Origin of the sequence: Mesorhizobium sp. C120A, from assembly GCF_030323105.1 — a bacterium.
Taxonomy (GTDB): Bacteria; Pseudomonadota; Alphaproteobacteria; order Rhizobiales; family Rhizobiaceae; genus Mesorhizobium.
The window spans coordinates 4,854,696-4,881,695 of sequence record NZ_CP100476.1; the positions used below are offsets into that span (position 1 = coordinate 4,854,696).

19 protein-coding genes are annotated in these 27,000 nt (G+C 62.5%); 8 read left to right on the plus strand and 11 right to left on the minus strand.

Translation table 11 applies throughout. The annotated features are described in order from the left end of the window. Positions 1–60: 60 nt before the first annotated feature. On the plus strand, positions 61–1,803 hold the full coding sequence (locus tag NL532_RS23715; RefSeq protein ID WP_081730962.1) for an SIR2 family protein: 1,743 nt from the start codon (positions 61–63) through the stop codon (positions 1,801–1,803). Continuing rightward, on the plus strand, positions 1,800–3,221 hold the full coding sequence (locus NL532_RS23720) for an argonaute/piwi family protein (RefSeq protein ID WP_023828907.1): 1,422 nt from the start codon (positions 1,800–1,802) through the stop codon (positions 3,219–3,221). Before NL532_RS23715 ends, NL532_RS23720 begins: the two co-directional genes overlap by 4 nt. Before the next feature lie 9 nt (positions 3,222–3,230). On the opposite strand, the gene NL532_RS23725 is transcribed toward NL532_RS23720, so the two are convergent. From NL532_RS23725 to NL532_RS23745, 5 genes are all read right to left on the minus strand, one after another. Beyond that, positions 3,231–3,947, minus strand: coding sequence for a hypothetical protein (locus NL532_RS23725; RefSeq protein ID WP_155923800.1), 717 nt, complete (start codon positions 3,945–3,947; stop codon positions 3,231–3,233). A gap of 327 nt (positions 3,948–4,274) precedes the next feature. Beyond that, positions 4,275–4,592: a DUF2934 domain-containing protein gene (locus NL532_RS23730; protein WP_023828908.1), complete on the minus strand. Its 318-nt coding sequence runs from the start codon at positions 4,590–4,592 to the stop codon at positions 4,275–4,277. A gap of 87 nt (positions 4,593–4,679) precedes the next feature. Beyond that, positions 4,680–5,270, minus strand: a complete 591-nt coding sequence (locus NL532_RS23735) for a BA14K family protein (protein ID WP_023749873.1) — start codon at positions 5,268–5,270, stop codon at positions 4,680–4,682. Positions 5,271–5,460: 190 nt separating this feature from the next. Beyond that, the gene (metH, locus tag NL532_RS23740) at positions 5,461–9,270 is read right to left on the minus strand and encodes a methionine synthase (protein ID WP_023828909.1); all 3,810 of its coding nucleotides are present in this window, start codon (positions 9,268–9,270) and stop codon (positions 5,461–5,463) included. 151 nt (positions 9,271–9,421) lie between these two features. Next, complete coding sequence (locus tag NL532_RS23745) at positions 9,422–10,543, minus strand: KamA family radical SAM protein (protein ID WP_031199563.1); 1,122 nt, start codon at positions 10,541–10,543, stop codon at positions 9,422–9,424. A 201-nt stretch (positions 10,544–10,744) separates the two neighbouring features. On the opposite strand from NL532_RS23745, the gene NL532_RS23750 reads away from it, so the two are divergent. From NL532_RS23750 to NL532_RS23760, 3 genes are all read left to right on the plus strand, one after another. Continuing rightward, positions 10,745–12,391, plus strand: a complete 1,647-nt coding sequence (locus NL532_RS23750) for an acyl-CoA synthetase (protein ID WP_023828910.1) — start codon at positions 10,745–10,747, stop codon at positions 12,389–12,391. 235 nt (positions 12,392–12,626) lie between these two features. Further along, positions 12,627–13,520 (plus strand): hypothetical protein, encoded by an 894-nt coding sequence (locus tag NL532_RS23755; RefSeq protein ID WP_023827697.1) that lies wholly within the window; start codon positions 12,627–12,629, stop codon positions 13,518–13,520. A 262-nt stretch (positions 13,521–13,782) separates the two neighbouring features. Further along, complete coding sequence (locus NL532_RS23760; protein WP_081730963.1) at positions 13,783–16,404, plus strand: bifunctional diguanylate cyclase/phosphodiesterase; 2,622 nt, start codon at positions 13,783–13,785, stop codon at positions 16,402–16,404. Positions 16,405–16,449: 45 nt separating this feature from the next. On the opposite strand, the gene NL532_RS23765 is transcribed toward NL532_RS23760, so the two are convergent. The 4 genes from NL532_RS23765 to NL532_RS23780 form a co-directional block, all read right to left on the minus strand. Then, entirely contained in the window at positions 16,450–18,072 is a 1,623-nt protein-coding gene (locus tag NL532_RS23765) for an ABC-F family ATP-binding cassette domain-containing protein (RefSeq protein WP_023754667.1), read from the minus strand. Positions 18,073–18,450: 378 nt separating this feature from the next. Further along, complete coding sequence (locus NL532_RS23770; protein ID WP_023754668.1) at positions 18,451–19,194, minus strand: 2OG-Fe(II) oxygenase; 744 nt, start codon at positions 19,192–19,194, stop codon at positions 18,451–18,453. A gap of 117 nt (positions 19,195–19,311) precedes the next feature. Further along, complete coding sequence (locus tag NL532_RS23775; protein WP_023754669.1) at positions 19,312–19,836, minus strand: carboxymuconolactone decarboxylase family protein; 525 nt, start codon at positions 19,834–19,836, stop codon at positions 19,312–19,314. A 44-nt stretch (positions 19,837–19,880) separates the two neighbouring features. Next, positions 19,881–20,303 (minus strand): OsmC family protein, encoded by a 423-nt coding sequence (locus NL532_RS23780; protein WP_023754670.1) that lies wholly within the window; start codon positions 20,301–20,303, stop codon positions 19,881–19,883. Between the two features lie 174 nt (positions 20,304–20,477). Here NL532_RS23780 and NL532_RS23785 point away from each other — a divergent pair, with 174 nt between their 5' ends. The 3 genes from NL532_RS23785 to NL532_RS23795 are packed head-to-tail and all read left to right on the plus strand — an operon-like array spanning position 20,478 to position 24,567. After that, positions 20,478–20,930, plus strand: a complete 453-nt coding sequence (locus tag NL532_RS23785) for a (2Fe-2S)-binding protein (protein ID WP_031197152.1) — start codon at positions 20,478–20,480, stop codon at positions 20,928–20,930. A 15-nt stretch (positions 20,931–20,945) separates the two neighbouring features. After that, the gene (locus NL532_RS23790) at positions 20,946–23,249 is read left to right on the plus strand and encodes a xanthine dehydrogenase family protein molybdopterin-binding subunit (RefSeq protein ID WP_023754671.1); all 2,304 of its coding nucleotides are present in this window, start codon (positions 20,946–20,948) and stop codon (positions 23,247–23,249) included. Between the two features lie 10 nt (positions 23,250–23,259). Then, the gene (locus tag NL532_RS23795; RefSeq protein ID WP_023754672.1) at positions 23,260–24,567 is read left to right on the plus strand and encodes a c-type cytochrome; all 1,308 of its coding nucleotides are present in this window, start codon (positions 23,260–23,262) and stop codon (positions 24,565–24,567) included. Between the two features lie 15 nt (positions 24,568–24,582). Here NL532_RS23795 and NL532_RS23800 read toward each other — a convergent pair whose 3' ends face one another. Further along, the gene (locus tag NL532_RS23800) at positions 24,583–26,112 is read right to left on the minus strand and encodes an AMP-binding protein (RefSeq protein WP_023754673.1); all 1,530 of its coding nucleotides are present in this window, start codon (positions 26,110–26,112) and stop codon (positions 24,583–24,585) included. Further along, positions 26,109–26,924, minus strand: a complete 816-nt coding sequence (locus NL532_RS23805; protein WP_023754674.1) for a p-hydroxycinnamoyl CoA hydratase/lyase — start codon at positions 26,922–26,924, stop codon at positions 26,109–26,111. Before NL532_RS23805 ends, NL532_RS23800 begins: the two co-directional genes overlap by 4 nt. Positions 26,925–27,000: the final 76 nt, after the last annotated feature.

Here is a 27,000-nt window from a genome sequence, read left to right on the forward strand (position 1 = left end):
AAATTATTATTATTATCGCTCCAGCCCGGCCTATTATCGCTTGAACTGATATTATGCGCTATGCGAGTCGACCTCCCCTATCGGATTGTAGAGCCCGATGACTTCGCCCGCCGCTTTCAGATGCGCGCTGGCAGTCTCATGTGGCTTCTTGGTGCCGGAGCATCAGCATCCTCCGGAATCCCAACAGCAGGCGAAATGCTTTGGGAATTCAAACAAGCACTTTATGTGAGTCAGAGGAAAGTGTCGCCGAAGTTGGTTGAGGACCTGACAAATCCGGCTGTTCGGACATTAATTCAGAGCTACATAGCCTCATCCGGTAGATTCCCTACCGAAGGCGCGCCGGATGAATACGCTGCCGTATTTGAGGCCGCATGGCCCAGCGAAGCCGATCGACGCACATACATCGAGTCTAAAACTCGAGGCGCTAAGCCCTCTTACGGTCATCTCGCACTAGCAACGCTGCTTATGGCAGAACACTCCAAAATCGTCTGGACTACAAACTTCGACGACCTTGTTGATGACGCATGCGCGAAAGTCTTTGGTACCACATCGGCGCTCACCACAGTCGGATTGCATGCCCCCGACCTGGCACACGAAACTATCCAAGGGCAGCGATGGCCCGCTCAAATTAAATTGCATGGTGATTTTCGTTTTCGTCGTTTGAAGAACACCCCGGAGGAGCTTCGTCACCAAGACGCCCAACTCAGACGTGTTCTAATAGACGCCTGCAAATCATTTGGCTTGGTGGTGGCTGGTTATAGCGGGCGGGATGAATCAATCATGTCGGCGCTGACCGAAGCGTTGCACCAAGGCACGAGCTTCCCCGGAGGTTTGTTCTGGTTGCATCGTGGCGATTACCCACCTTTGCCAGCCGTAACGTCCCTGCTGGCGCAAGCTGGCGAAATAGGGATCGATGGCGGGCTGGTGAGCATCGAGAACTTTGACGAAACCACTCGCGATCTCGTGCGACTACTTAGAGGAATCGACACGACAACGCTCGATGCTGTTGCAGGCGAACGACGGCGGTGGACTGCCGCACAAGCGCCTGCCGGCAAGAAGGGTTGGCCCGTTATTCGACTTAATGCTCTCCCGATACCCGTTTTACCGTCTACGTGCCGTCGGATCGTATGCAACATTGAGGGCCATGCAGCCGTGCGAGCAGCAGTGGCGGCGGCAGAGGTGGATGTATTATGCACACGGACTAAAGCTGGTGTCCTGGCTTTCGGTGCAGATGCTGATCTGCGTGCCGCGTTCGCGCCTTTCGGAATCACTGATTTTGCTCTTCATACCATCGAACCGCAGCGTCTGCGGAATGAGACGGGCGAACGCGGACTTTTGCGCGATGCTCTCTCGCGTGCTCTTGCGAGAGAGGGTGGGCTTACGATTGACCATCGGCGAACAACCGATCTCTTGGCGCCCTCCGATCCCATGTCATCCACATGGGATGAGTTAAAATCCATCGTCGGCAAATTGTCGGGAGGAGTGGACAAGTTCCCCGGGCTCACTTGGCGGGAAGGTGTGGGCCTACGGATAGATTGGGCAGATGAACGGCCTTGGCTTCTGGTTGAACCGCGCATCGTGTTTTCCGGCCTTTCGGAGGACAACCGCTTTGGGGCGACGGATTTCGCCAGAGAGAGAACCGTGAAACGCTATAACGGCTCACTGAATGCGCTAGTCGGGTTCTGGGCTGCGCGGCTTGCTAAGGGCGGTACTCAACAGCGTGCATTGGGCATTGGCGCGGGTGTCGAAGCTATCTTCCAACTCTCAGATGCAACCGCCTTTTCGCGAAGGATAGGTCCATGAGCAGTGAGGTTGGTGCACATATCTGGCTGCCAGAACCCCTACTTCTGTTTCATCCTGACCGAGTTGGCGACACAGACATTCACCCGCTGCGTGGTTTGCTGCGGTTTGGCCCTTATTCTGCAGGTCTGGTACCCGATCCAATACGCGTAGCGACCATCGCACCTCATGGTGAGAGTCAGGCTGTTTACGATTTTATGAAGGAGCTAAACTCAGCATTCGATCCTCACGAGCGGAAGGATTACTTGCCGAGGTGGCCCGGGTTCAGCACCGTGTTCAACGTTCATATGCGCGGAGCTCTTGCTTCGTGCCATCTGCAACTCGATGCGAATGTCGACCACGATATGGAGAAATCGCCTAGGCCGCATCTTGTCATCGCCGACCGGCTTACTCGGGCGATCCAAGCATTGGACATGCGCCGCGCAGAGTTCGATGTACTTTTCATTTATATTCCAGCGCGTTGGCAAGCAGGCTATGTGGGCACAGCCGGAGATGATTTCGATCTGCACGACCATTTAAAGGCGATGACCGCGGCGCGTGGGTTGCCGATACAGCTTGTTCGCGAAGACAGGGCGCTTGCCTACCCTGACCGCGCGAGTGTGATGTGGCGTATCGGCTTGGCCCTATATGCGAAAGCAGGCGGCGTACCTTGGAAGCTAGCCGACACCGATTCCGAAACCGCGTTCATCGGCATATCGTATGCAGTGCGACCTGTCCTTTCCGACCGTCCTCGTTTCGTTACATGCTGTAGCCAGGTCTTTGATGCGGAAGGAGCCGGCCTTGAGTTCATCGCTTACGACGCCGACGAGGTAGAAATCCAGCGGGAGAATCCATTTATGTCGCGAACTGAAATGTTTCGCGTGATGACTCGCTCTCTCGACCTATATAGGCGCAGGCATGCTGGTCGAGTGCCGCGCCGGGTCATTGTCCACAAGTCGACAGAGTTCAAGTCCGATGAAATTGATGGATGCATGGAAGCACTCCATCTCTGCGAGTCAGTCGATCTGGTTCAAGTTGTTGAAGATATCGGTTGGCGTGGAATTCGTATTGATCCATCAGAAGGCAGTCCAAAAGGAAGGGCCGCTTCTTATCCCGTCGGGCGAGGTTCGCTCCTCAGCCTAGGTCCACGGGATGCACTCCTTTGGATGCGTGGTGCCGTCAGTGGAATTGCTCAGCGTCGGGATTATTTCCAAGGAGGCAAGAGCACGCCGCAGCCAATTAGGCTCGTTCGTCACGCTGGGCATGGACCTTGGGACGAAACCGCCCGCACCGCCTTGGCCCTCTCAAAAATGAACTGGAACAACGACGCTCTCTATGACCATTTGCCCGTTACAATGGGGTATGCGCAGGTTTTGGCGCGCGTTGTAAAACGCATGGATCGCTTGGGAAATGCTCCCTATCAATTCCGCTTCTTTATGTAGCTGAATCGGTTAGGAGAAGAATAGTCCAATCAAGAAACCAACTATCGTTGGCACCACAACCTTAAACCCCGCTCCAAGGGCGGAGCCGATAAGCAGGCGAATTGTCACACTGAAAATCTCCCTGACTCTTCCAGGTAGGACTGCTGGTTGAGGCTTGCCCTCATGGTATTTTGGTTGCGCGAGTCTTAACCATGATACCCGGAATCTCTCGCAGAACGTTGGATCGCCATCAATGCCAGAAACATAGGCGTAGGATACCCAATCCAAGAGATCGCGACGTAGCGTATTCTGCAATTCGAATGATGTGTAGTAACCAATCCGAAGTAAAATTGATGATTCTTCGGTACTACTTAGATCTCCCTTGGCAGGATACAGCATTACCGCGACAGCGCCGGTAGCCCCAAAGCTATAGACCAAAACCGATCCACTTTCCGAAGCGGTTTTTCCCTCATGGTTTAGCCGACCCAAGCCAAGAGGGCGATTCCCAAACTGGAATTGTAGTGTCGGAGGAGGAGCATTCCTTATTGGCTCACCATTGGAATTTTCGATATAGAACTTTTTATGAAATGCGGCGGTCCAATGCTTTAGTGATTGAAAGCGCGTGTTTTCCTGTACCATCGCTTGATAGATCGCTTCGTATTTCTCAAGAAAATCCTGGTATTCCAATCTGAAGTTTGTGTAACGATCCATCGAACGCTGAAAGGGATTTGCCGGCCCGTCTGCCATACGAAACCTCGAAACCGTAAATCTGGGAGCAACGCCGAAAAACAGGCGATCTCATTTTCCAAAACAATTAGCAGTTCAGCCACAAATATCCATAGAAATTAACCCTATTTAAAAATTTCAAAATACCCCCCGGTAAGAACGACTGCCCCTCATCTTCTCTTCAATGTCACTTGAAATACTGCACCTCCCGGTCATGCTTCTCCGCCGCTTCACGCGTATCGAACGTGTCGAGATTCCGCCTTTCTGGGCCTTCTCGTCCTTCTTGCGTAGATGGAGGCGAGTATCTCCCGTCCTTGAGTTTACGGAGGATTATCTCACTCTTCCCGATCAGGATGTCGCCCGCCGCTTCGCCTCAAGCCCCCGTGCGGCCTGCTCAACCGCCGCCCGGTCCGTGCCCAGCCTGTCGATCAGCTCCTGCGCCTCGTCGCCCGATATGCCGGTGCGCACGGCGAGTTCCTCGACGGTCAGGACGTCGGTGCTGGCGATCTCGCGCGGCAGGGCGTCGTCGGCGGTCAGCGGCAGCGCCGCCTCGCGGTCGATTTCGGCCTCGGCCCGGTGCCAGTGGTGTTCGGGGTCACCAGTGCCTTCGCGCTCCCAGATCTGGTAGGCGCGCTGCTGTATCTTGTGATGCCGGTCGTCTTCCATGGTGGTTCCTCCCCTGGGCTTTGAGGACGATCCGAACGACCCCAGAAATCGCGCGGTCGCAATCGTTCGCGGCGCCCTTCGCGCTGGCTACTCGCATTGCCGTCTCGGCCCGCCGGAATATGGCTGGTAGCTGTTGTCTTCCGGACGGTAGGAGCGATAGCGGCTGAAGCAGGAGGCGACATGGTCCGGTTCGCCGCCGGCGGCCGCGTAGGCGCCCGCGCCCTCGACATAGCTTGCCTCTCGCGGCGCGGCGCGGTCGGCGGCGAGATAGGGCGATACGCAGGTGCGCTGCTGTCCGCTATAGGACATGTAGCTGTTGTCCTCGGGATCGTAGGAGCGGTAGCGGCTGGCGCACCAGGCGAGATGCGGCGGCGGCAGTTCGGTCCGCGCGATGGCGCCGGTGACGGTGGGATCGGGCTGCTGCCTGGCCGGGTCCTGGGCTGGCTCCTTGGCGGCGATGTCGGCAGGCGCGGACTGCTCGGGCGGCACACGTTCGAAGTCCTGCGCCGTCTTGTCCACCGGCCGCGCTTTCCGGGTCCACAGCTCCGCCACGCTGACGGTCGGCCTTGCCTCCCGCGCTGGCTTGGCGGCAAGCAGCCAGGCCGCGAAAACCAGCCCGCTGCCGAACACCGCAAGGGTCAGCACGAAGCCGCCGACCAGTCCCAAAATCGCTTTCACTCGACACTCCTTGTGTCCCTGCCAATAAAATGCGGGACATCACGGCTTGTTCCAGAAAAGCAGGCGCGAGGGACCTAAGTCTGACCGACCGACAACCGGCAGCTCGCCGAGAACCGGGTGCGGCGCGATTTTTTTCCACGGTGAAAAATCAAGGGAGCGGTCGAGCAGCCATTGGGCCACGTCGCAGCCGCTATTCCGCCGCCTCGGCATAGTGCTGAGGGACATAGTTGAGGATCGGGCCGAGCCAGCGCTCGACATCGGCCAGCGGCATGGCTTTGCGGCGGGCATAGTCCTCGACCTGGTCGCGCTCGACTTTGGCGACGCCGAAATAATAGCTTTCGGGATGAGCGAGATAGATGCCGGAGACCGAGGAGCCCGGCCACATCGCATAGCTCTCGGTCAGGCTGACGCCGACATTGCGCTCGCCGTCGAGCAGCCGGAACAAGGTCGCCTTCTCGGTATGATCGGGCTGCGCGGGATAGCCGGGCGCCGGGCGGATGCCGCGATAGGGCTCGCCGACCAGTTCGTCGGGCGCCAGCGTCTCGTCTGATGCATAGCCCCAGAATTCCTTGCGCACCTTCTCGTGCATGCGCTCGGCGAACGCTTCGGCGAAACGATCGGCCAGCGCCTTGACCATGATCGAGGAATAATCGTCATTGGCGCGCTCGAAGCGCTCTGATATCGCCACCTCCTCGATCCCCGCGGTGACGATGAAGCCGCCGATATAGTCCGGCTTGCCGCTGTCGGCAGGCGCGACGAAATCCGACAGCGCGACATTGGCCTTGCCGTCGCGCTTGGTCAGTTGCTGGCGCAGCGTGAAGAAGGTTGCCAGTTCCTGCGAGCGTGCCTCATCCGTGAACAGCCTGATGTCGTCGCCGACGGCGTTCGCCGGCCAGAAGCCGATGACGGCGCGCGGCGCGAACCATTTTTCCGCGATGATCTTTTTCAGCATCGCCTGCGCATCCTCGAACAGCTGGCGCGCCGCCGGTCCCTGCTTCTCGTCATCGAGGATCTTGGGATAGCGCCCCTTCAGCTCCCAGGTCTGGAAGAACGGCGTCCAGTCGATGTAGCGCGAGAGCTCAGTCAGGTCCCAGTTCTCGAACACTTTCACGCCGGTGAAGGACGGCTTCGGCGGTTCATAGGCGGACCAGTCCACCTTGTGCGCATTGGCCCTGGCCATTGCCAGCGGCAGCCGCTGCTTGTCGGCCTCGGAGCGGGCATGCGCGTCGGCGACCTTTTTGTACTCGGCCCGCACTCTGTCGACATAGGCGCCCTTGGTCTCGTTCGACAGCAAGGACGAGACGACGCCGACCGCCCGGCTGGCGTCATTGACATAGACCGTCTGTCCCCTGGAGTAGCGGGGATGGATCTTCACCGCCGTGTGCACGCGGCTGGTTGTCGCGCCGCCGATCAAAAGCGGAATGTCGAAGCCTTCGCGCTCTATCTCGGCGGCCATGTGCACCATCTCGTCCAGCGACGGGGTGATCAGGCCGGACAGGCCGATGATGTCGACATTTTGGTCGCGAGCCGTCTGCAGGATCTTCGCCGCCGGCACCATGACGCCGAGATCGATGATCTCGTAATTGTTGCACGCCAGAACGACGCCGACGATGTTCTTGCCGATGTCGTGGACATCGCCCTTCACCGTCGCCATCAGGATTTTGCCGGCCGTCTGGCGCTCACCATTGTCGATGCCATTGGCGGCCTTCGCCAGTTTTTCCGCCTCCATGTGCGGCAGCAATCCGGCCACCGCCTGCTTCATCACGCGCGCCGACTTCACCACTTGCGGCAGAAACATCTTTCCAGCGCCGAACAGATCGCCGACGACATTCATGCCGGCCATCAGCGGGCCTTCGATGACATGCAGAGGCCGCTCGGCCGCAAGCCGCGCCTCTTCGGTGTCGGCGTCGATGAATTCGGTGATGCCGTTGACCAGCGCATGCGAAATCCGCCGCTCGACCGTCCAGTCGCGCCAGGCGAGATCGCGCTCCCTGGCTTCCTTGCCGGCCGTGCCCTTGAAACGCTCGGCGATCTCCAGCATGCGTTCGGTGGCGGTGCCGCCAGCCCTGGGCGCGCGGTTGAGCACGACGTCCTCGCACGCTTCGCGCAACTCCGGCTCGATCGTGTCGTAGACGGCCAGCTGGCCAGCATTGACGATGCCCATATCCATGCCGCGCTGGATGGCATGGTAGAGGAACACCGCGTGCATCGCCTCGCGCACCGGCTCGTTGCCGCGGAAGGAGAAGGACAGGTTCGAGACGCCGCCCGAGATATGCACATGCGGCAGCGTGGCGGTGATCTCGCCGGTGGCCTCGATGAAGTCGACGCCGTAATTGTCGTGCTCCTCGATGCCGGTGGCGACCGCGAAGACGTTGGGGTCGAAGACGATGTCTTCGGGCGGGAAACCGGCCTGTTCGGTGAGCAGCTTGTAGGCGCGGGTGCAGATCTCGACTTTGCGCGCCCTGGTGTCGGCCTGGCCGGCCTCGTCGAAGGCCATGACGACCACGGCCGCGCCATAGGCGCGCACCAGCTTCGCGTGGTGCAGGAACGCTTCCTCGCCTTCCTTCATCGAGATGGAATTGACCAGCGGCTTGCCCTGCACGCATTTAAGCCCGGCCGCGATAATCTCCCATTTCGAGGAGTCGACCATCACCGGGACACGGGCGATGTCGGGTTCGGCGGCGATCAAATTGAGGTACTCGACCATCGCCTTTTTCGAATCGATCAGGCCTTCATCCATGTTGATGTCGATGATCTGTGCGCCATTGGCGACCTGGTCGCGCGCCACGTCGAGCGCCGGGACATAGTCGCCCGCCGTGATCAGCTTTCGGAACCTGGCCGAGCCGGTGACGTTGGTGCGTTCGCCGACATTGACGAAGGGAATCTCGTCGGTCAGCGTGAACGGCTCCAGCCCCGACAGGCGCATCTTGCGCTCGATCTCGGGGATGGCGCGCGGCGGATACTTCTTGACAGCCTCGGCGATGGCGCGGATGTGGTCCGGCGTCGAGCCACAGCAGCCGCCGACGACGTTGACGAGCCCTTCCCGCGCAAAATCCTCGATCTGCGCGGCCATGAAGTCCGGGCTCTCGTCATAGCGGCCGAATTCATTGGGCAGGCCGGCATTCGGATAGGCGCAGACGAAGGTGTCGGCGGCGCCTGAAATTTCGGCCAGATGCGCGCGCATCGCATTGGCGCCGAGCGCGCAGTTGAGGCCGATGGTGAAGGGGCTCGCATGGCGCACCGAATGCCAGAAGGCGGTCGGCGTCTGGCCCGACAGGGTGCGGCCGGAGAGATCGGTGATGGTGCCGGAAATCATCACCGGCAGGTGCACGCCCTTTTCGATGAATATCTCGTTGCAGGCGAAGATTGCCGCCTTGGCGTTCAGCGTGTCGAAGATGGTTTCAATGAGAATGATGTCGGCGCCGCCGTCGATCAGGCCGCGCAGCTGCTCGCCATAGGCCAGGCGCAATTCGTCGAAGGTGACGGCGCGGTAGCCTGGATTGTTGACGTCGGGCGACATCGAGGCGGTGCGGTTCGTCGGCCCGAGCGCGCCGGCGACGAAGCGCCGCTTGCCGTCTTCCTGCTGTGCCCTCGCCGCTGCCCGACGCACCAGCCGCGCGCCGTCCCGGTTCAGCGCGTAGACGGCATCCTCCATGCCGTAGTCCGTTTGGGCGATCGAGGTCGAGGAGAAGGTGTTGGTCTCGAGGATATCGGCGCCAGCGATGGCGTATTGATAATGGATCTCCTTGATCGCCTTCGGCTGCGTCAGGATCAAGAGGTCGTTGTTGCCCTGCTGGTGGCAGGCGCAGCCCGCGAAAGCCTCGCCGCGGAAATGCTCCTCGTCGAAACCGAGACCCTGGATCTGCGTGCCCATGGCGCCGTCGAGAATGAGAATGCGCTCGCGCGCCGCCGCCGTCAGCGCCGCCAGCACTTCGGACCCATCGGGCCTGGCCGCGACGGGGCCGAACAATGCGTCCAGCGATGCAGAATTCTGCGACATTTTTTATCCTTGAGGCGACAACCATCACATAAGGATATCTTTATGTCAACATACGGAATGCAGGCGAACGCGTCGTGGCGATAGTTCGGTGCGATCGGTCATCCCGATCGACAATGTGACGGCGGCGATCATTGGCGCCGCTGCGCCGTGCCTACACCACCACGTCCCGATACAGCCTCACCTCGCCGTCCTGGCCGCGGATGCGCCAGTCCTGCCCGTCCCGGCCCTCGACATGGCATGGCCCGAGCGGCACCTTGCCACCGCCTTCCGGCAGGTCCAGCACATAGACCGGATTGCAGATGCCCGACAGGCGGGCGCGCAGCGCGCCGGCCAGCGCCTGTCCCTGCGCAATCGTGGTGCGCCTGTGCGCCATGCCGCGCGCGAGGTCGCCATGGTGCAGGTAATAGGGTTTGACGCCGAGCCGGTACATCAGTTCGCGGCAGAGTTCCTCCAGCACCTCGACCGTGTCGTTGACGCCCTTGAGCAGGACACTCTGGTTGAGCAGCACGAAGCCTGCCTGGCGCATGACGCGGCAGGCCAATTCGGTGGCCGGCGTGATCTCCCGCCCATGGTTGAAATGGGTGACGATTGTGACCATCAGCCGGCCCTGCAACGCGCCAACCAGCCCCGGCGTGATGCGCGCGGGCAGTACGACAGGCACGCGCGTGTGGATACGCAGCAGCCTCACATGCGCGATCGCCTCGATACGGGCGCGGATTTCGGCCAGCGCCTTGTCCGGCAGCGAAAGCGGATCGCCGCCGGTCAGGATCACTTCGCGGATTTCGGTATGGGCTTCGATATAGGCAAAGGCGTCTTCGAGCGCCTCGCGCGTGTAGCCGCGGCCGATCGAGGTCAGAGACTCCTTGCGGAAGCAGAAGCGGCAAGAGACCGCGCATTGGTAGGTCGCAAACAACAGCACGCGGTCGGCGTGGCGGTGCGTCAGTCGCGGCACCGGACTGAAGGCATGGTCGGCGATCGGATCGTCGAGCTCGCCTTCCGTTTCCGTCAGCTCATCCGGCGATGGAATGACCTGGGCGCGGATCGGGTCGGCGGGATCGTTCCAGTCGATCAGGTCGAGATAGGTTTTTGGGGCACGCACCTTGTGGCGCGTAGCCGCCTCCTGCGCCGCCGCGTGCTCGGCGGGTGACAGCGGCAGCGAGGCGAGATCGCGGACGTGGCGCACGCCCGCGCGGATGTCGTTTTGCCAGGCGGTGTCGGCATCGCGTCCTTCGTCGGCTGTGGCCGAGTCATGGAAAGTTGAGTCTGGGATCATTGGGGCCTCGGGGCAATTCTGGCGGTGCTATCGGCCGGATGGACGGTTCGGTCAACAGCAGTGGCTCGGCGCGGATTGTCGCTGCGCTGCGATCCTTCGCATCCCCCGACTATCGCCGTAATCGACCAGCGCAGCAATTTCAGGCAATCTCACCGATAAGGCGCTCCAAGGGGAGATGGGCGCCGCCTAGGGAGGATCGCCATGAGCAAAATGCCGCGTTATGAGGATGCCGTTCAGCGCTTTCGCATCGAAGATGAGATCGCCCGGCTGTATGGCAACCCTAGAACCGGCATCAATGCCTATGTCGAATGCTGCGGCCGCTACACCGGACAAAACCGGCTGGCGCTGCGCGCGATCTCGGCCGGCGGCGAGCTTCGCGAATTCAGCTTCGACGATCTCGCCGACATGTCCGGGCGCGCCGCCAATGTGCTCAAGGCCGCCGGCGTCGGTGCCGGCGATGTCGTCGCCGGCATGCTGCCGCGCGTCCCCGAACTGGTGGCGCTGATCCTCGGGACGTGGCGCATCGGCGCGGTCTACCAGCCGCTGTTCACCGCCTTCGGTCCGAAAGCCATCGAGCACCGCCTCGGCTATAGCGGCGCCAGGATCGTGGTGACCAACCCGGCCAATCGCGGCAAGCTCGACGAGGTCGAGACATCAGCGCAAATCGCCACCATCCTTGGCAATGGCGGTGAGCTACCTGCAGGCGACATCGATTTCCGCGCCGCGCTTGCCGCCGCCTCGCCCGAGTGCCAGCCGGTGATGCGCAAGGGCGACGACTTGTTCATGATGATGTCGACGTCGGGAACGACCGGCCTGCCCAAGGGCGTGCCGGTGCCGCTTCGCGCCCTGCTCGCCTTCGGCGCCTATATGCGCGACGCGATCGGCTTGCTGCCCGACGACATCTTCTGGAACATCGCGGACCCCGGCTGGGCCTACGGCCTCTATTACGCCATCACCGGCCCGTTGCAGCTCGGCATCGCCACGACCTTCTATGAAGGCGCCTTCAACGCCAAGAGCACTTACGACATCATCGAGCGGCTCGGCGTCACCAGCCTTGCCGGCTCGCCGACCGCCTATCGCCTGCTGATGGCGGAAGGCGCGGAAGCTGCGGCCCGTGTCAAAGGCAGACTGCGCGTGGTGAGCAGCGCCGGCGAGCCGCTCAACCCGGAAGTCATCCGCTGGTTCGACGCAAATCTCGCCGCGCCCATTCACGACCATTACGGCCAGACCGAGAACGGCATGATGGTCAACAACCATCATGGGCTCTCGCACGTCGTGCGCGTGGGCTCGGCCGGCTTCGCAATGCCCGGATATCGCATGGTGGTATTGGACGAGGCCGGCAACGAGCTCGGCCCCAACCAGCCCGGCATCCTCGCCGTCGACATCGCGAAGTCGCCGCTGCGCTGGTTCGACGGCTATCACCAAGCCGAGACGCCAGCGATCACGGGCGGCTACTACCGCACCGGCGACACGGTGGAGTACGAGCCGGACGGTTCGGTCTCCTTCATCGGCCGCGCCGACGATGTCATCACTTCGGCCGGCTATCGCATCGGCCCGTTCGACGTCGAAAGCGCGCTGATCGAGCATCCGGCGGTCAACGAGGCGGCTGTCGTCGGCGTGCCCGATCCGCAGCGCACCGAGATCGTCAAGGCCTTCGTCGTCCTGGCGCCGGCTTACAAGGGCAATTCGGAGCTCGCCGAAGAGCTGGCCCAGCACGTCAAGAAACGGCTGTCGGCGCACGCCTACCCGCGCGAGGTCGAGTTCATCACGGAACTGCCGAAGACCCCAAGCGGCAAGATCCAGCGCTTCCTGCTGAGGAAGGCGGAGGTGGAGAAGCGCAAGGCGTGATTAGGCGCCAATCTCCCCCCTCGAGGGGGAGATGTCGCCGAAGGCGACAGAGGGGGTCGTTGCGCGTGAAGCGCTAACGTCGTCTCGCGCTGCAAAAGGAGTCAGCGCTTCAAGCGCAACGACGCCTCTGGCCTGCCGGCCATCTCCTTCCTCAAGGGGCAGCTCCAACGCCGTCTTTTTTCAGCCCAATGTTGTCATGTATCCTTGGAATCGAACGTAGAGCAGGGTTTATATCATGCGGTGGGTCTGGACGTTTCTGTTTGCGCTGGTGAGCAGCGTGGCTTTCACGGCCTCGCCGGAGGACGACTATGTGGCCGCGCGTGACAAGGCGATTGCTGATATCGCGGCGCTGAACAGTGCGAACGCGGCAATCGAGACCATCGACGCTGAGAACGAGAAGGCGCTGGCCGACCTCCAGCAGCGTCTTGCCGGCATTATCGGGCCGCTGGCGGTCAAGGACTTTCCGCCAACCGGCACAATCAATATCGAAAGCCTCAGCGACTCCGATATCGGCTATGGCATGCTCGATGGGCTGCGATACACCAAGGGCGACGACGGCCCCAGCCTGGTGGCAACGACGCGAGGGCTGCTGGAGCGCTGGCTCCAGTCCAGAACCGCCGAGACCGACGAAAGTTTCAAACTGCCCGCCGGCATCGATGAGGCGCTTAAGCTGGATGCCTTCTATACCCAGGCGATCAACAGCGACGCCGCCTTCGAGGGAACGCTCGACTTTCCATTGAAGAAACCCGAAGGCGCCGACATCGCCTTCGCACGGCTCGGCGGCTGGACGCAGGACGTCGGGCCGATCTATGAGCAGGAAGTCATCGTTACGCTCGTCAAAGGCAACAGCGTGAGAATTATCGCAGCGCCGGCAGCCCCTGCCGTTCCGAAGATCGCCGCCTGCGACGCCGTGTGGGCTGCTGCGGACGCCGCCGCGCAGAAATTCCAGGAGGCCTACCAGGCATCGGACCTGAAGGACGAAAAAGCGTTCGAGTCCTCCAACGCCGCCTGGGACAAGGGCGACAGCGACTACCGGGCCTGCATGGCGCAGCGCCTGCCGGCTGACCCGGCTTTCCCGGCGCTGCTCGCCCAGGCGCAGGCGCTGGCCGATCAAATGGCTGGGAAGTAAGCCTCCCGCAAGGGCCCGCGCGGCAAGATCAGGCGGCTTGTTGCAATCTGAGGCGAATATGACTTCGCCGCTGGGTTGCAGAACGCTGCAACCTGGCGTCCTACTTTCGGACACTCATTCAGATTTCGGCTGGACCCTGGCAGCCAAAAGCTTACCGTTTGTTCTCGGATTCGTCTCGAAGCTCAAACTTAAGCTTTAGCTACTATGGTCGACCGAAGGACTACTGTCCTGGAAAGGTCTTCGGATCGAGTTGGCAGGTGCAATGCTCAATTCCGGCCGGTTGAAACGGGCCGTTTTTTCTTCCGCCAACTTGCCGGCGGCGATTGCCTTTGTCGTGCTTCTCGTCTGCGCCCTGGTTGCCGACCAGAGGAACAGAGAGGTCTCCGATCAGCTGGCGCGCGCCGACGTCCTGGCCAAGGTCAACATCATACGCGCCAAGCTCGAAGGCAACATAGGCGGCAATCTCCAGCTGGTTCAGGGTCTCGTTTCGACAATCGTTACCGAGCCCTATATGGGCCAGCAAAGATTTGCGGCACTCGCCCGTAATCTGTTCGAGCAAAAATCGCAGTTGCGCGATATTGCCGGCGCCCCCGACCTCGTCATCGCGCTGATGTATCCGCTGGAAGGCAATGAAAAAGCCATCGGGCTGGACTACCGCAAGAGCGATACGCAACGCATGGCCGCGCTTCGCGCCCGTGACCAGCGCGCGCTGGTGCTCGCCGGGCCGGTCAAACTGGCGCAAGGCGGACGTGGCTTCATCGGCCGTATCCCGGTCTTCGTGCCGACGGCGGGTGGCGGCGACCGTTTCTGGGGTATCGTCTCGGCCGTGATCGATGTCGATCGGCTCTACGCTGCCAGCGGACTGACCGACCCTGATCTGGATATCGATGTGGCGCTTATCGGCAAGGATGCGCTCGGCGGCGGCGGGGAACTGTTCTTCGGCGGCGATAATGTCGTGTCCGGCAATCCGGTGATGGCAGAGGTGCAATTGCCTTCAGGCTCCTGGCAAATTTCAGCCATACCGAAGGGCGGCTGGCCGACCGCTCCGAAAAATGAGTGGCTGTTGCGTCTGCTCATGGCGCTTGCCGGCGCGCTGGTGGTGCTGCCGATCCTCGTGGCAGGACGTCTTTTCGGTGAGCGGCAGAAAAGTGACGCCGAGTTGAGGCGCCTGTCCCGGCGGCTGGAGCTGGCGTTGGAAGCCTCTGCTATAGGCGTGTGGGAGCACGATACCGTCAGCAACGAACTCGTATGGGACGACCGCATCAACGAAATCTATGGCAAACCCGGCGGCGGCAAGACCCGTAGCTATGACGACTGGGCGCTGGCGATCCATCCCCAAGACTTCGAACGGGCTAAAGCAGATTTCGATTCGGCTGTTGCAACACAAGGCCCCTACTCTTCGCAGTATCGGCTCCTGCGGCCGGACGGCACCATTCGCCATGTGCGCACCCGCGCCAGTTTCTTCCGGGACATCGACGGCACGCCAAAAATGATCGGCGCCGAATGGGATGTGACAGGCGACGTGCTGCTCAACGAGAATCTCGTGCGTGAACGTCGCCTTTCAGAATCGAAAAATGCCGAACTGAACCTGGCCAAAGCCCGCATCGAGCATGTCGCGATGCATGATTCGCTGACCGGTCTGCCCAACCGTCGGTATCTGGACGAGATGCTTGCCGAAAACCGCGAAGCCGACGGCCGTGCGGCGTTGCTGCATCTCGACCTTGACCGGTTCAAGCAGATCAACGACACGCTCGGCCATGCAGCGGGCGATGCATTGCTGGTGCATGCTTCGAAAGTCATCAAGGCCAGCGTCGGCAGTGCCGATTTCGTTGCGCGCATCGGCGGCGACGAGTTTGTCGTGCTGAGCCATGGACGCGACGACAAGGAACTCGCCGCGCTGGCCGACCACATTATCGATGCGATGCGCCAGCCGGTCGACTATCTGGGTCACCAGTGCCGGTTCGGCGTCAGCATCGGCATTGCGGCCAATAGCGGCGTCGATGCAAGGCAGTTGCTTGTCAATGCCGATCTGGCGCTGTACCGGGCGAAAGGCCGCGGCCGCAACCGCTACGAGTTTTTCAACGAAGAGCTGCAGAGCGAGATCGTGCGGACCAAGCAGACCGCCGACGAGATTCTGGGCGGGCTCGAGCGGAACGAATTCATCGTCTACTATCAGCCGCAGTTCGACGCCAAGACGCTGGAGATCGTCGGCGTCGAGGCGCTGTCGCGTTGGGATCACCCGCAACGCGGCATGCTGACCCCCGACGCCTACATCAAGGTGGCTGAAGAACTCAATGTCGTGGCGCTTATCGACCGCACCGTCCTGGAGCAGGCGCTCGATAATTTCGAGCGTTGGTCGCGCAGCCACCTCAACATCCCGCGCGTCTCGGTCAACGTTTCCGCACGGCGCCTGGAAGACAGGGACCTGATCAAGGGTTTGCGCAAGCTTCCCATCAAGGAAGGGACCGTGTCGTTCGAACTGGTGGAGTCGATTTTCCTCGACGAAAACGACGAGCTGGTCAGCTGGAACATCGAACACATCAAGGGGCTCGGCATCGACGTCGAGATCGACGATTTCGGCACCGGGCATGCCTCGATCGTCTCGCTGTTGAAGTTGCGGCCCCGTCGCCTCAAGATCGACCGCCAGCTGGTTACCCCCATCACCAGCTCAACCGCACAGCGGCAGCTTGTGTCGTCCATCATCGACATCGGCAAGTCGCTCGGGATCGAAGTGATCGCCGAGGGCGTCGAGACGATGGAGCACGCGCGCATCCTGAAAGAGCTTGGCTGCGACATCCTGCAAGGCTTCCTGTTCGGCTACCCGATGGATGCCAAAGTCTTCAAGGCCTTCGCGCAGTCGCGCAAATGGCTGGCGGCGAGCTGACAAATCCTGGCTTTGCTGGACGCAAATGCGGACGCAGGACCTGCGTCAGATCCGCAGCCCCGGCGCCTCGTGCCCGGTCCTCTCCACATATTCGGTATAGCCGCCGCCATAGGTGTGGATGCCTTCTGGCGTCAGTTCCAGCACGCGGTTGGAGAGTGCGGCCAGGAAATGGCGGTCGTGCGAGACGAACAGCATGGTGCCTTCGTATTGCGACAGCGCCGTGATCAGCATCTCCTTTGTGGCGATGTCCAAATGGTTGGTCGGCTCGTCCAGCACCAGCAGGTTGGGCGGGTCGAACAGCATCAGCGCCATTACCAGGCGCGCCTTTTCGCCGCCCGACAGCACCCGGCATTTCTTCTCGATCTCGTCGCCGGAAAAGCCGAAGCAGCCGGCGAGTGCCCTGAGCGGCGCCTGGCCGGCTTGTGGAAACGCGTCCTCCAGCGTCTGGAACACGGTGCGTTCGCCCTCCAGCACCTCCATGGCGTGCTGGGCGAAATAGCCCATTTTCACACTCGGCCCCCGAGCAACTGTGCCGGCATCCGGGTCAGACGCGCCGGCCACCAGCTTCAGCAGCGTCGACTTGCCGGCGCCGTTGACGCCCATGATGCACCAGCGCTCGCGGCGGCGGACCTGGAAGTCCAGCCCCTCATAGATCGAGCGGCTGCCATAGCCCTTGTGGACGTTCTTCAGCGTCACGACATCTTCGCCGCAGCGCGGCGCCGGCTGAAAATCGAAATTCACGATCTGACGGCGCTTGGGCGGCTCGACACGATCGATCTTGTCGAGCTTCTTCACCCGGCTCTGCACCTGGGCGGCGTGTGACGCCCGCGCCTTGAAGCGCTCGATAAAAGCGATCTCCTTGGCCAGCATGGCCTGCTGGCGCTCGAACTGCGCCTGCTGCTGCTTGTCGGCGATCGCCCGCTGCTGCTGGTAGAATTCGTAATTGCCGGAATAGGCGGTGAGCGAACCGGCGTCGATCTCGACCACCTTGTTGACGATGCGGTTCATGAACTCGCGGTCGTGCGAGGTCATCAGCAGCGCGCCCTCATAACCTTTCAGGAACTGCTCCAGCCAGATCAGGCTTTCGAGATCGAGATGGTTGGACGGTTCGTCGAGCAGCATGACATCGGGCCGCATCAACAGGATGCGGGCCAGCGCCACGCGCATCTTCCAGCCGCCGGACAGTTTGCCGACATCGCCGTCCATCATTTCCTGGCTGAAGCCCAGGCCGTCCAGCACTTCGCGGGCGCGGCCATCGAGCGCATAGCCGTCGAGTTCCTCGAAACGGTGCTGCGCCTCGCCATATTTCTCGATGATCTCATCCATCCGGTCGGCCTGCTCGGGATCGGCCATGGCCGCCTCGAGTTCGGCCATTTCGGCCGCCACGTCGCTGACCGGCCCGGCGCCGTTCATCACTTCGGCCACAGCACTGTGGCCGGCCATGTCGCCGACATCCTGGCTGAAATAGCCGATGGTGACGCCGCGATCGACCTGCACCTGGCCCTCGTCGGGCTGCTCCTGGCCGGTAATCATGCGAAACAAAGTCGTCTTGCCGGCGCCGTTCGGACCGACAAGGCCGATCTTCTCGCCCTTCTGTAGCGAGGCCGAGGCCTCGATGAAGACAAGCTGGCGGCCGTTCTGTTTGCTGATGCTTTCAAGACGGATCATGCGACTGGAAGAACCTTGGAGGATTTTCCCCGGCCCTTACGCGATCGGCCGCGCCAGAGGAAGCGCCCATTTGACGCCGCGCGCAAAAGCCGCTGCGGTCCGCACCTCCAGAATGCAAAACAGCCCGCCGCGCGATTTTGCGCAACGGGCTGTTTTTGAACCAGCTTCTGTACTCAGTTCGGTGCGGGCACTTCCGCTTCTATTGACGGCACCTGCTGGGCGGCGAGCGAGGCGAGCTTGCCCCGTCTGACGAGTGTCGGCTTCTCATAGGATCGTTTCATAAATGCCCCTCTCTTACACAAGCGGAGACTGTTCCGCCGAACTCGCCATGTCAATAAGCAGCGGTAGTGAGGTGCTTTGGCTGTGTCCGACGAATTGTCACTTCGCGTCGTGGAAAATGATCCCCACTGTATGCCGCCTGCCGGAGCGCAGGCGGCTGACGCCGTGCCTGAGGTTGACGCGGTAATGGCCTTTCGTGCCTTGCACCGGGCGGTTGTGGACAGCAAAGATCACCGCATCGCCCCGGGTCAGCGGCACCACTTCGGCACGGCTTTGCATGCGCGGGCGCTGTTCGGTCAGGACGAATTCGCCGCCGGTGAAATCCTCGCCGGGCTGCGACAACAGGATCGCCACCTGCAGGGGAAAAGCGAGATCGCCATAGAGGTCCTGATGGAGGCAGTTGAAGTCGCCGGGGCCATATTGCAGGAGAAGCGGCGTCGGCCGCGTTTGGCCGCTTTCGTGGCAAAGCTGGAGGAAGGCGGCGTGGTCATCGGGATAGCGCCGTGCAACGCCCATGCGTTCGTTCCAGTCGTTGGCGACGCCGGCGAGCCTGGGATAGAGCGCGGTGCGCAGGCCACCGACCAGATCCGGCAGCGGATAGCGGAAATAGCGGTACTCGCCCTTGCCGAAGCCATGGCGGGCCATCACCACATGGCTGCGGAAATGGTCCTCATGCGGATAGAGACCGGCGATCTCGGTGCACTCCTCGGGTGAAAGCAGCGCCGGCATGACGGTGCTGCCGTGGCTGTTCAGTTCGCCGATCAGAGCACTCCAGTCCTGCGCTGCGATGCGCGCTTCGGCCGAATGGGCTGCGCGTTTGGTGCTTGTCGAATGGATGGTCATGGATGCCTCCTTTGATGTGATCAAAGTGGGGCGAACGGCGGGCGTGAACCACCCGATTCCTGCGGAGGTGAAGCGCGATCTTCCCCTTCGCCCCTGTGGGAGAAGGGAAAACGCGCTTCACCGCTTGCGATACACCTCCAGCTCCGGGTCGAGATCAACGCGCACCGCATTCGTGAACACGCAGGTCGCCACCATGATGCCGGCGAAGGCGACGAGGTTGACCAGCAGTGTGTCGTCGTAGCGAGCCTTGAGTGCCGCCCAGACATCGTCGGGAACGGCGTTGGTATCGGCAGCGACTGCCTTGCCGAATTCGATCAGCAAAGCTTCTTCAGCGCTGGGCTCGATCGCCTCGGGATCAAGACCGCTGTCGATCAGCGCGCGGCGGAAGAAGGTAAGCGGTATCTCGGCGCGGCATCTCTCGGAGATCGCCAGCGACAACAGCCAGACAGCGCGGTCGTCGAGTGCGGGCTTGAGCAGATCGCGCAGGGTGAACCATTCGGCATAGATGCGGTGGGCCGCCGGTGAATGCAGCAGGATGCGCTTCATGTTGGTCATGCGTCCGCGCAGGCCAAGCTCCCTGTCGTGCTCGGCGCGGATGTCATGCGATGCCGAGGCGTAGTCGATCGGCGGGATCATGGCCATGGGACGGTCCTTGGTTGGTGGCAGCGAGGCATTCTGCGAAGCCCTCACCCAAGCGTCGTATGCAATTGCGGCGCGGCGCGCAGCGTGTTGGACACCGTGCAGATCGCTTCGGCGTCCTCGACGATCCGCTGCTTGGTCGCAGCGTCGAGATCGCCTGAGATGTCGAGCCTGATGTTGAGCCTTTCGACGCGCGACGGCTCGTCCTTGGCCTTCTCGCCGCCGACCTCGGCGCGCACCTCGCCAAGCGCGGCGGCAACCCCGAGGCGGGAGGCGGCGATGCGCGCGCTCAGCACCATGCAGGCGGCGAGCGAGGCGTAGAGCAGGTCGAGCGGATTGAAGCCCGGCGCGCTGACGCCGGTGACGACATCGACTGCACCGCCGGTCGGAGTGGTGATGGAAGGCAAGCCGCCGGGCTGCAGCGTCGCCGTCGCGCCGGTGACGCGGGTTCTGACCTTCAACTCAGCCATCGCAAAAACCTTTCAGCCGGCAGCCCGGCAAAGATCAGGGGCACTGTGGCGCGCACACGAGTGCGATTTGCACACGCGTTGCGGTGCCGAACAACATGCATGTGATTAGACACTACCGGCAAACAGGTGCCTACTGCATTGTCCACGGGGATGCGGATAACCGAGGAGAGGCCCATGATTGCGCTCAATGTAAACGGCGAGGATCGCAGTGTCGACGTGCCGGACGATATGCCATTGCTGTGGGTGCTGCGCGATGTCATCGGCCTGACCGGCACGAAGTTCGGTTGCGGCATCGCCCAGTGCGGCGCCTGCACGGTGCAGCTTGACGGGCAACCGGTGCGATCCTGCGTGTTGCCGGTCGCGTCGGTTGGGTCGCGCCATGTCACCACCGTCGAGGCGATCGATGCGACGCCATCGGGCAAGAAAGTGCAACAGGCATGGCTCGACCTTGAAGTCATCCAGTGCGGCTATTGCCAGTCCGGCCAGATCATGTCGGCCTCGGCGCTGCTGGAGCGCAACCCCGACCCGAGCGACAGCGATATCGACGCCGCCATGTCCGGCAATATCTGCAGGTGCGGCACCTACACGCGAATAAGAGCGGCCATAAAACAGGCCGCGAAGGCCTGAGGGAGATAGCCAGCCATGAGCAAGCCGTCCTCCTCCCCCACCCAAAAATTCACCTCGCGCCGTGCCTTCCTGCAGGGCAGCGGCCTTCTGCTCGGCTTCACCATGCTGGGCGCCGGCACCAGGCCCGGTTTTGCCGCCGCCGAACCCGTCGAGGGCGACGTCACCGCCGCCTTTTCACCCGATGCTTTTATCCGCGTCGACAGCGACGGCAAGATCACTTTCATCCTGCCCAACATCGAAATGGGCCAAGGCACGCACACCGGCGAAGCGACGTTGATTGCCGAGGAACTGGAAGTCGGCCTGGACCAGGTGAAGGTCGTCGACGCGCCGCCCAACGACAAGCTGTACGCCACCGCTGCGCTTGGCGGCCAGGCAACGGGCGGCTCGACCTCGATGCGGGCAACCTGGGAATCGCTGCGCAAGGCAGGCGCCGTTGCCCGCACGATGCTGGTTGCGGCAGCAGCCGCGCAATGGGCGGTTCCGATTTCGGAATGCAGCGCCAAGCTTGGCGTGGTCACGCATCTGCCGACAGGCCGGCAGCTGGCCTATGGCGCGCTCGCCGACGCGGCCGGCAAGCAACCGGTGCCGAGCGACGTCAAGCTCAAGGACCCCAAGGATTTCCAGCTAATCGGCAAGTCGCTGCGCCGGGTCGACACGGCGGGCAAGGTCAATGGCGCAGTGGTCTACGGCATCGATGTGCGCGTGCCCGGCATGAAGGTGGCGACGGTCGCCGCCTGTCCGGCGATCGGCGGCAAGCTCGGCGATGTGGACGAGACGGCGGCACGCGCCGTCCCAGGCGTGCGCGATATCGTCAGGCTGGACAATGCGGTCGCCGTGATCGGCGATCATTTCTGGGCGGCCAAGAAAGGCCTCGAGGCCCTCACCATCACCTGGGACGAAGGCGCCAACGCCAGGCTTTCAAGCGCCGATATGATGAACACGCTGAAGGCTGCGTCCAAAAACAAGACACCGATCATGGCGCGCCAGGAAGGCGACGTCGCCGGCGCGCTGAAAGCCGCCGTCAAGACGGTCGAGGCGAGCTATGAGCTGCCGTTCCTGGCCCATGCGCCGATGGAGCCGGTCAACTGCGTCGTGCATGTGCGCGCCGATGAATGCGAGATCTGGCTCGGCACCCAGGTGCCCACCCAGGCGCAAGGCTGGGCGGCACAGGTCACGGGCTTTCCGCTCGACAAGATCATCGTGCACAATCACCTGATCGGCGGCGGCTTCGGCCGCCGGCTTGTCGCTGAATATGTCGGCCAGGCGGTGGCGATCGCCAAACAGGTGAGCTACCCGGTCAAAGTTATCTGGACGCGTGAAGAAGACATCCAGCACGATCTCTACCGGCCGACCTACTACGACCGGATATCAGCCGGTCTCGGCGCCGACGGCTTGCCAACCGTGTGGATCGACCATGTCGCCGGCGGTTCGGTGTTGGGTAATTACATCCCCGGCGGCTGGCCTCAGGACAAGCTTGACGACGATGCCGTCGAGGGCGCCGCCAAACCGCCCTATGATCTGCCGGTCATCCAGGTCGACTGGGTGCGCGAGGATCCGCCGGTGCCGATCACCTGGTGGCGCGGTGTCGGGCCGACGCACAATGTCTTCGTGGTCGAAAGTTTTATGGACGAACTCGCCTATGCGGTGGGCAGGGATCCGGTGGAGTATCGCCGGGCGCTGACCAAGAACCAGCCGCGGGCCGCAGGCGTGCTCGAGCTTGCGGCCGAAAAGTCGGGATGGGGCTCGCCGCTTCCGGCCGGCAGCGGCCGCGGCATTTCCCTGCACGATGCCTTCGGCAGCTTCATGGCCGCGGTGCTGGAGATCTCGGTTTCAGCGGCCGGCGAGATTACGCTGCAGCGCGCGGTGGTGGCCGTCGATTGCGGCATCGCCATCAACCCAAACACGGTCGAAGCCCAGATCGAAGGCGGGTTGATCTTCGGCCTGTCGGCGGCGCTCTACAGCGGCATCACTTTCAGCAATGGCCGCGTCGACCAGAGTAATTTTCACGACTACCGCATCCTGCGCAACAATGAGGCGCCGAAGATCGAGGTCTATCACGTCAAGAGCCTGGAATCGCCCGGCGGCATCGGCGAGACAGCAACGGTTTCGGCCGGGCCTGCCCTTGCCAACGCGATCTTTGCCGCGACGGGAAAACGCCTGCGCAGCCTGCCCATCGACCGCAACCAGCTGAAGAGCGACGGCGCCGACAAGACCAGCGTGTCGATGGTGCCGCCGCCCGCAGCACCCTTGCTGGCGGTGCTGGCGAACAGCAGGGAGCGCCCGGAGACCGGCATCGAAACCGAAGCCGAAGCGCTGTGAGGGCCAGGCCATGAGAAGCTTGGTCCGCATCCTCCTCGCTGTCGTGGTCGTCATCGCCGCCGGCGTTGCGATCTTCCTGTTCAAACCGGCGTCGCTGCCGGACGTCTCCATGGCGGCGGCGAAACTGCCGACCGGTCAGGCGCTGATCGATCGCGGCGAATATCTGACGCGCGCCGCCGATTGCGTCGCCTGCCACACAACCGGAGGCGGCCAGCCCTATGCCGGCGGCCTTGCCTTCAAGCTGCCGTTCGGCACCGTCTATTCCCCAAACATCACCGCCGACAAGGAAACCGGCATCGGCGACTGGAGCGACGCGGAGTTCGTGCGTGCCTTGCATCAGGGCATCGACAAGCAAGGCCGCAATCTCTATCCGGCCTTTTCCTATGCCTCCTATGCCAGGATGGCCACGGAAGATGCGCTGGCGATCAAGGCCTATCTGTTCAGCCTGCCGCCGGTGCACGCCGAGGCGCCGAAGAACGATCTGAGTTTTCCGTTCAACCAGCGTTATGTCCTGCGGTTCTGGAACCTGTTGTTCGTTCCCGACGGTCCGTTGCCACAAGACGAAAAGCAGAGCGCGGAATGGAACCGCGGCGCCTATCTCACCGAAGCGATGGCGCATTGCGGCGAATGCCACACGCCCCGCAACCTGTTCTATGGGCTCGACAACAGCAAGAAATTCGCCGGCGCCGAACTGCAGGGCTGGAAGGCCTACAACATCAGTTCGGACAAGACGACCGGCATCGGAAGCTGGAGCGAGGAGCAGCTGTCCAACTATCTCTTCAAGGGTCATGCGGAAGGGCGTGGTGCGGCCACCGGCAACATGGGCGAAGCCGTCGACTACAGCCTGCGCCATTTGACGCCGGAAGACATCAAGGCGATCGTCACTTACGTAAAAACCGTTCCGCCGCAAGTCAGCAGCGACAAGGCGATCGTCGAAGTCGAGCCGCCGGCAACACTGACGACGTCCATCGCCTACGCTCCGTCTGCCGATTCAGTGGCGCAAGGCGGGCTCGGCCTGAAGCTGTTCCAGGGCGCCTGCGCCAGCTGTCACGGATGGAATGGTGAAGGGTTGCAGACGCCCTACGCGGCACTGCGCGGCAGCCGCACGGTCAACGACCCCGACGGCACCAATCTGATCCAGGTCATCCTGAAAGGCGCGCATATGACGACGCCGCTGGGCAAGCAGGCCATGCCGGCTTTCGCCAACGCCTATTCGGATACCGAGATCGCAGCCCTCGGCAACTATGTGCTGGCGCATTTCGGCGGCAAGCAATCCGCCATCACGCCAGCCGACGTGGCCAAAGCGCGGGCGCAGTGAAGGACGGCGGTGGGGTCACCGGCAGCCGCGCAAAATGTGTTTCTGAATCTTGCCGGAGGCGGTGCGGGGCAACGCGTCGGTGAGCAGGAATTCCTTCGGCACCTTGTAGCGGGCGATGCGAGCCGCACAGTGCGCCGCGAGCGCCGCCGGATCGAGGACGCAGCCAGCCTTCAGCACGACGAAGGCGCGGCCGACCTCGCCCCAGCGCTCGTCGGCGATGCCGATGACAGCCGCTTCGGCAATGTCGGGATGAGCGAGCAACGCCATTTCGACCTCGGCCGGATAGACGTTCTCGCCGCCGGAAATGAACATGTCCTTGCGGCGATCGACCAGGGTGACGAAGCCGTCTTCGTCCCGGCGCGCTATGTCGCCAGTGCGGAACCAGCCATCCGATGTGAAGGCCTGTGCCGTCGCGTCAGGACGGTTCCAGTAGCCCGGCGTGACGTTGGGGCCGCTGAGCCAGATCTCGCCCGCCTCCCCGGCCGCGGCGTCGTGGCCATCTTCGTCGACGATGCGCAAGCACAATGATGGCGCCGGCAGGCCGGCAGAACCCGCCTTGCGGGCGATCTGGCCGGCCTCGACCGGCATGCCGAGCACGGTACCGGCCTCGGTCATGCCGAAGCCATCGACCATGCGCACGCCCTGCTCCAGCCACCAGAGGATGTCGGCGGCGGGATTGGGCGCGCCGCCGGTGAAGATGGCAGTCAGTGTGGTCCAGTTTGCCGGCGAGAACGCGGCATCTTCGCGCAGCATTTTGGCCATTTGCGGGACGCAGAAATAGTGGGTGACGCCGAGGTCGGGATCGGCCAGGCGGCGGTTGGTGAGGCCGGCCTCGAAGCCGGGCGAGATCAGCACGGTGCCGCCCTGCAGCAAGGGCGGACGCAGGCTGGTGATGAGGCCGATGACATGGAACATCGGCGCGTCGCAGAGGAAGACGCTTGAATTGCCGACGCGGCCCAGCACGCCGAAATTGACCGCGGTGGCGAAGGCGTTGGCCTCGGTGATGATCACCCCCTTCGGCCGGCCGGACGTGCCCGAGGTGTAGAGGATGATCGATGGATGATCGGCCGGCGGCAAAGGCCGGCGCGGCGCCGGCGCTTGCGCGTCCACCGCCGCGGCGAAGGCAGCGATCTCGACCGGCACGCAGCCCTCGGGCGGCGCCAATTCAAACGCGGTGTCGTGCAGCAGCAGCGCGGGATCGCAATCGGCTAGGATTGCCTGTTGCTCAGGTGCAGCGAGGCGCCAGTTCGCCGGCACGAAGACGGCGCCGAGCCGCATGGCGGCCTGCTGCAGGATCAGGAGATCGACACTGTTGCGGGCGGCGGTGGCGATGCGCTGCCCCGGCTCGATGCCGTAGCCGCTCTCAAGGACGGCGACAGCGCGCTGGATGGCTTCGTCGAACCTGCCGTAGGTCCAGCGCCGCCCGGAAGCGAGGTCGACGCATGCAAGACGCTCTGGCTGCGTCTCGGCATGCAAGGCCACGGGATCGGGCGTCGTCCAGGCCGGCATCTGCATCTCCTCCCAGATCGGATATTGGCTGATCACCTCGCCTTGTCATAGGCGCCGAGGCCGGGCTTGTAGCTCTTTTCGTCGATGAACTGGCGGATGCCTTCCTTGCGGCCGTCATTGTCGTAGGAATTGGCCGCCTCCTGCGCGCGCACCAGATAGTCCTCGGCATTGTCGTAGGTCATCTCGGCGACGCGGCGGATGGCGTCCTTGGTCGCCTTCAGCGCCACCGGGTTTTTCTTCAGCAGGATGTTCGCCACCTCGGTAACTCGTGGCTTCAACTCCGCCAGCGGCAGGCTTTCGTTGACCAGCTTCCAGGCCGCCGCCTTCCTGCCGTCGATGAGTTCGCCGGTCAGCGCGTGGTACATGGCGTCGCGCATCGACAGCAGGTCGACCACCACCTTGGTGGCGCCGCCGCCGGGCAGGATGCCCCAGTTGATCTCCGACAGCGCGAATTGCGCCTCGTCGGCGGCGAAAGCGAGGTCGCAGGCAAACAGCGGGCCATAGCCGCCGCCAAAGCACCAGCCATTGACCATGGCGATGGTCGGCTTGCGGTACCAGCGCAGCCGCCGCCACCAGCCATAGGCCTCGCCTTGAGCCTTGCGGACGGCGCCCAGCCCCTTGGCCTCGGTCTCGCGAAAATACTCCTTGAGATCCATGCCCGCCGACCAGGCATTGCCTTCGCCCGACAGCACCAGCACGCCGACATCGTCGCGGTATTCGAGCTGGTCCAGCACTTCCATCATGCGCCGATTGAGCGCCGGGTTCATGCAATTGCGTTTTTCAGGGCGATTGAAGCGCACCCAGGCGATGCCGTCCTCGATGTCGAAGGCAACGGTGTCTTGGGTCATGGCAATTCCCCTCCTGCTTGCGTTCCTGTGTGACGAGGCAAGAGTTGCGCTCCTCCCCGACATGTCATCAATAGCT

Excerpts from the sequence above, each read along its gene's own strand:
- NL532_RS23720 (WP_023828907.1), top strand. The coding sequence starts at position 1,800 with ATGAGCAGTGAGGTTGGTGCACATATCTGGCTGCCAGAACCCCTACTT.
- NL532_RS23730 (WP_023828908.1), bottom strand. The coding sequence starts at position 4,592 with ATGGAAGACGACCGGCATCACAAGATACAGCAGCGCGCCTACCAGATC.
- NL532_RS23715 (WP_081730962.1), top strand. The coding sequence starts at position 61 with ATGCGAGTCGACCTCCCCTATCGGATTGTAGAGCCCGATGACTTCGCC.
- NL532_RS23750 (WP_023828910.1), top strand. The coding sequence starts at position 10,745 with ATGAGCAAAATGCCGCGTTATGAGGATGCCGTTCAGCGCTTTCGCATC.
- NL532_RS23760 (WP_081730963.1), top strand. The coding sequence starts at position 13,783 with ATGCTCAATTCCGGCCGGTTGAAACGGGCCGTTTTTTCTTCCGCCAAC.
- NL532_RS23770 (WP_023754668.1), bottom strand. The coding sequence starts at position 19,194 with ATGACCATCCATTCGACAAGCACCAAACGCGCAGCCCATTCGGCCGAA.
- NL532_RS23745 (WP_031199563.1), bottom strand. The coding sequence starts at position 10,543 with ATGATCCCAGACTCAACTTTCCATGACTCGGCCACAGCCGACGAAGGA.
- NL532_RS23725 (WP_155923800.1), bottom strand. The coding sequence starts at position 3,947 with ATGGCAGACGGGCCGGCAAATCCCTTTCAGCGTTCGATGGATCGTTAC.
- NL532_RS23780 (WP_023754670.1), bottom strand. The coding sequence starts at position 20,303 with ATGGCTGAGTTGAAGGTCAGAACCCGCGTCACCGGCGCGACGGCGACG.
- metH (WP_023828909.1), bottom strand. The coding sequence starts at position 9,270 with ATGTCGCAGAATTCTGCATCGCTGGACGCATTGTTCGGCCCCGTCGCG.
- NL532_RS23805 (WP_023754674.1), bottom strand. The coding sequence starts at position 26,924 with ATGACCCAAGACACCGTTGCCTTCGACATCGAGGACGGCATCGCCTGG.
- NL532_RS23755 (WP_023827697.1), top strand. The coding sequence starts at position 12,627 with ATGCGGTGGGTCTGGACGTTTCTGTTTGCGCTGGTGAGCAGCGTGGCT.
- NL532_RS23785 (WP_031197152.1), top strand. The coding sequence starts at position 20,478 with ATGATTGCGCTCAATGTAAACGGCGAGGATCGCAGTGTCGACGTGCCG.
- NL532_RS23765 (WP_023754667.1), bottom strand. The coding sequence starts at position 18,072 with ATGATCCGTCTTGAAAGCATCAGCAAACAGAACGGCCGCCAGCTTGTC.
- NL532_RS23795 (WP_023754672.1), top strand. The coding sequence starts at position 23,260 with ATGAGAAGCTTGGTCCGCATCCTCCTCGCTGTCGTGGTCGTCATCGCC.
- NL532_RS23790 (WP_023754671.1), top strand. The coding sequence starts at position 20,946 with ATGAGCAAGCCGTCCTCCTCCCCCACCCAAAAATTCACCTCGCGCCGT.
- NL532_RS23775 (WP_023754669.1), bottom strand. The coding sequence starts at position 19,836 with ATGGCCATGATCCCGCCGATCGACTACGCCTCGGCATCGCATGACATC.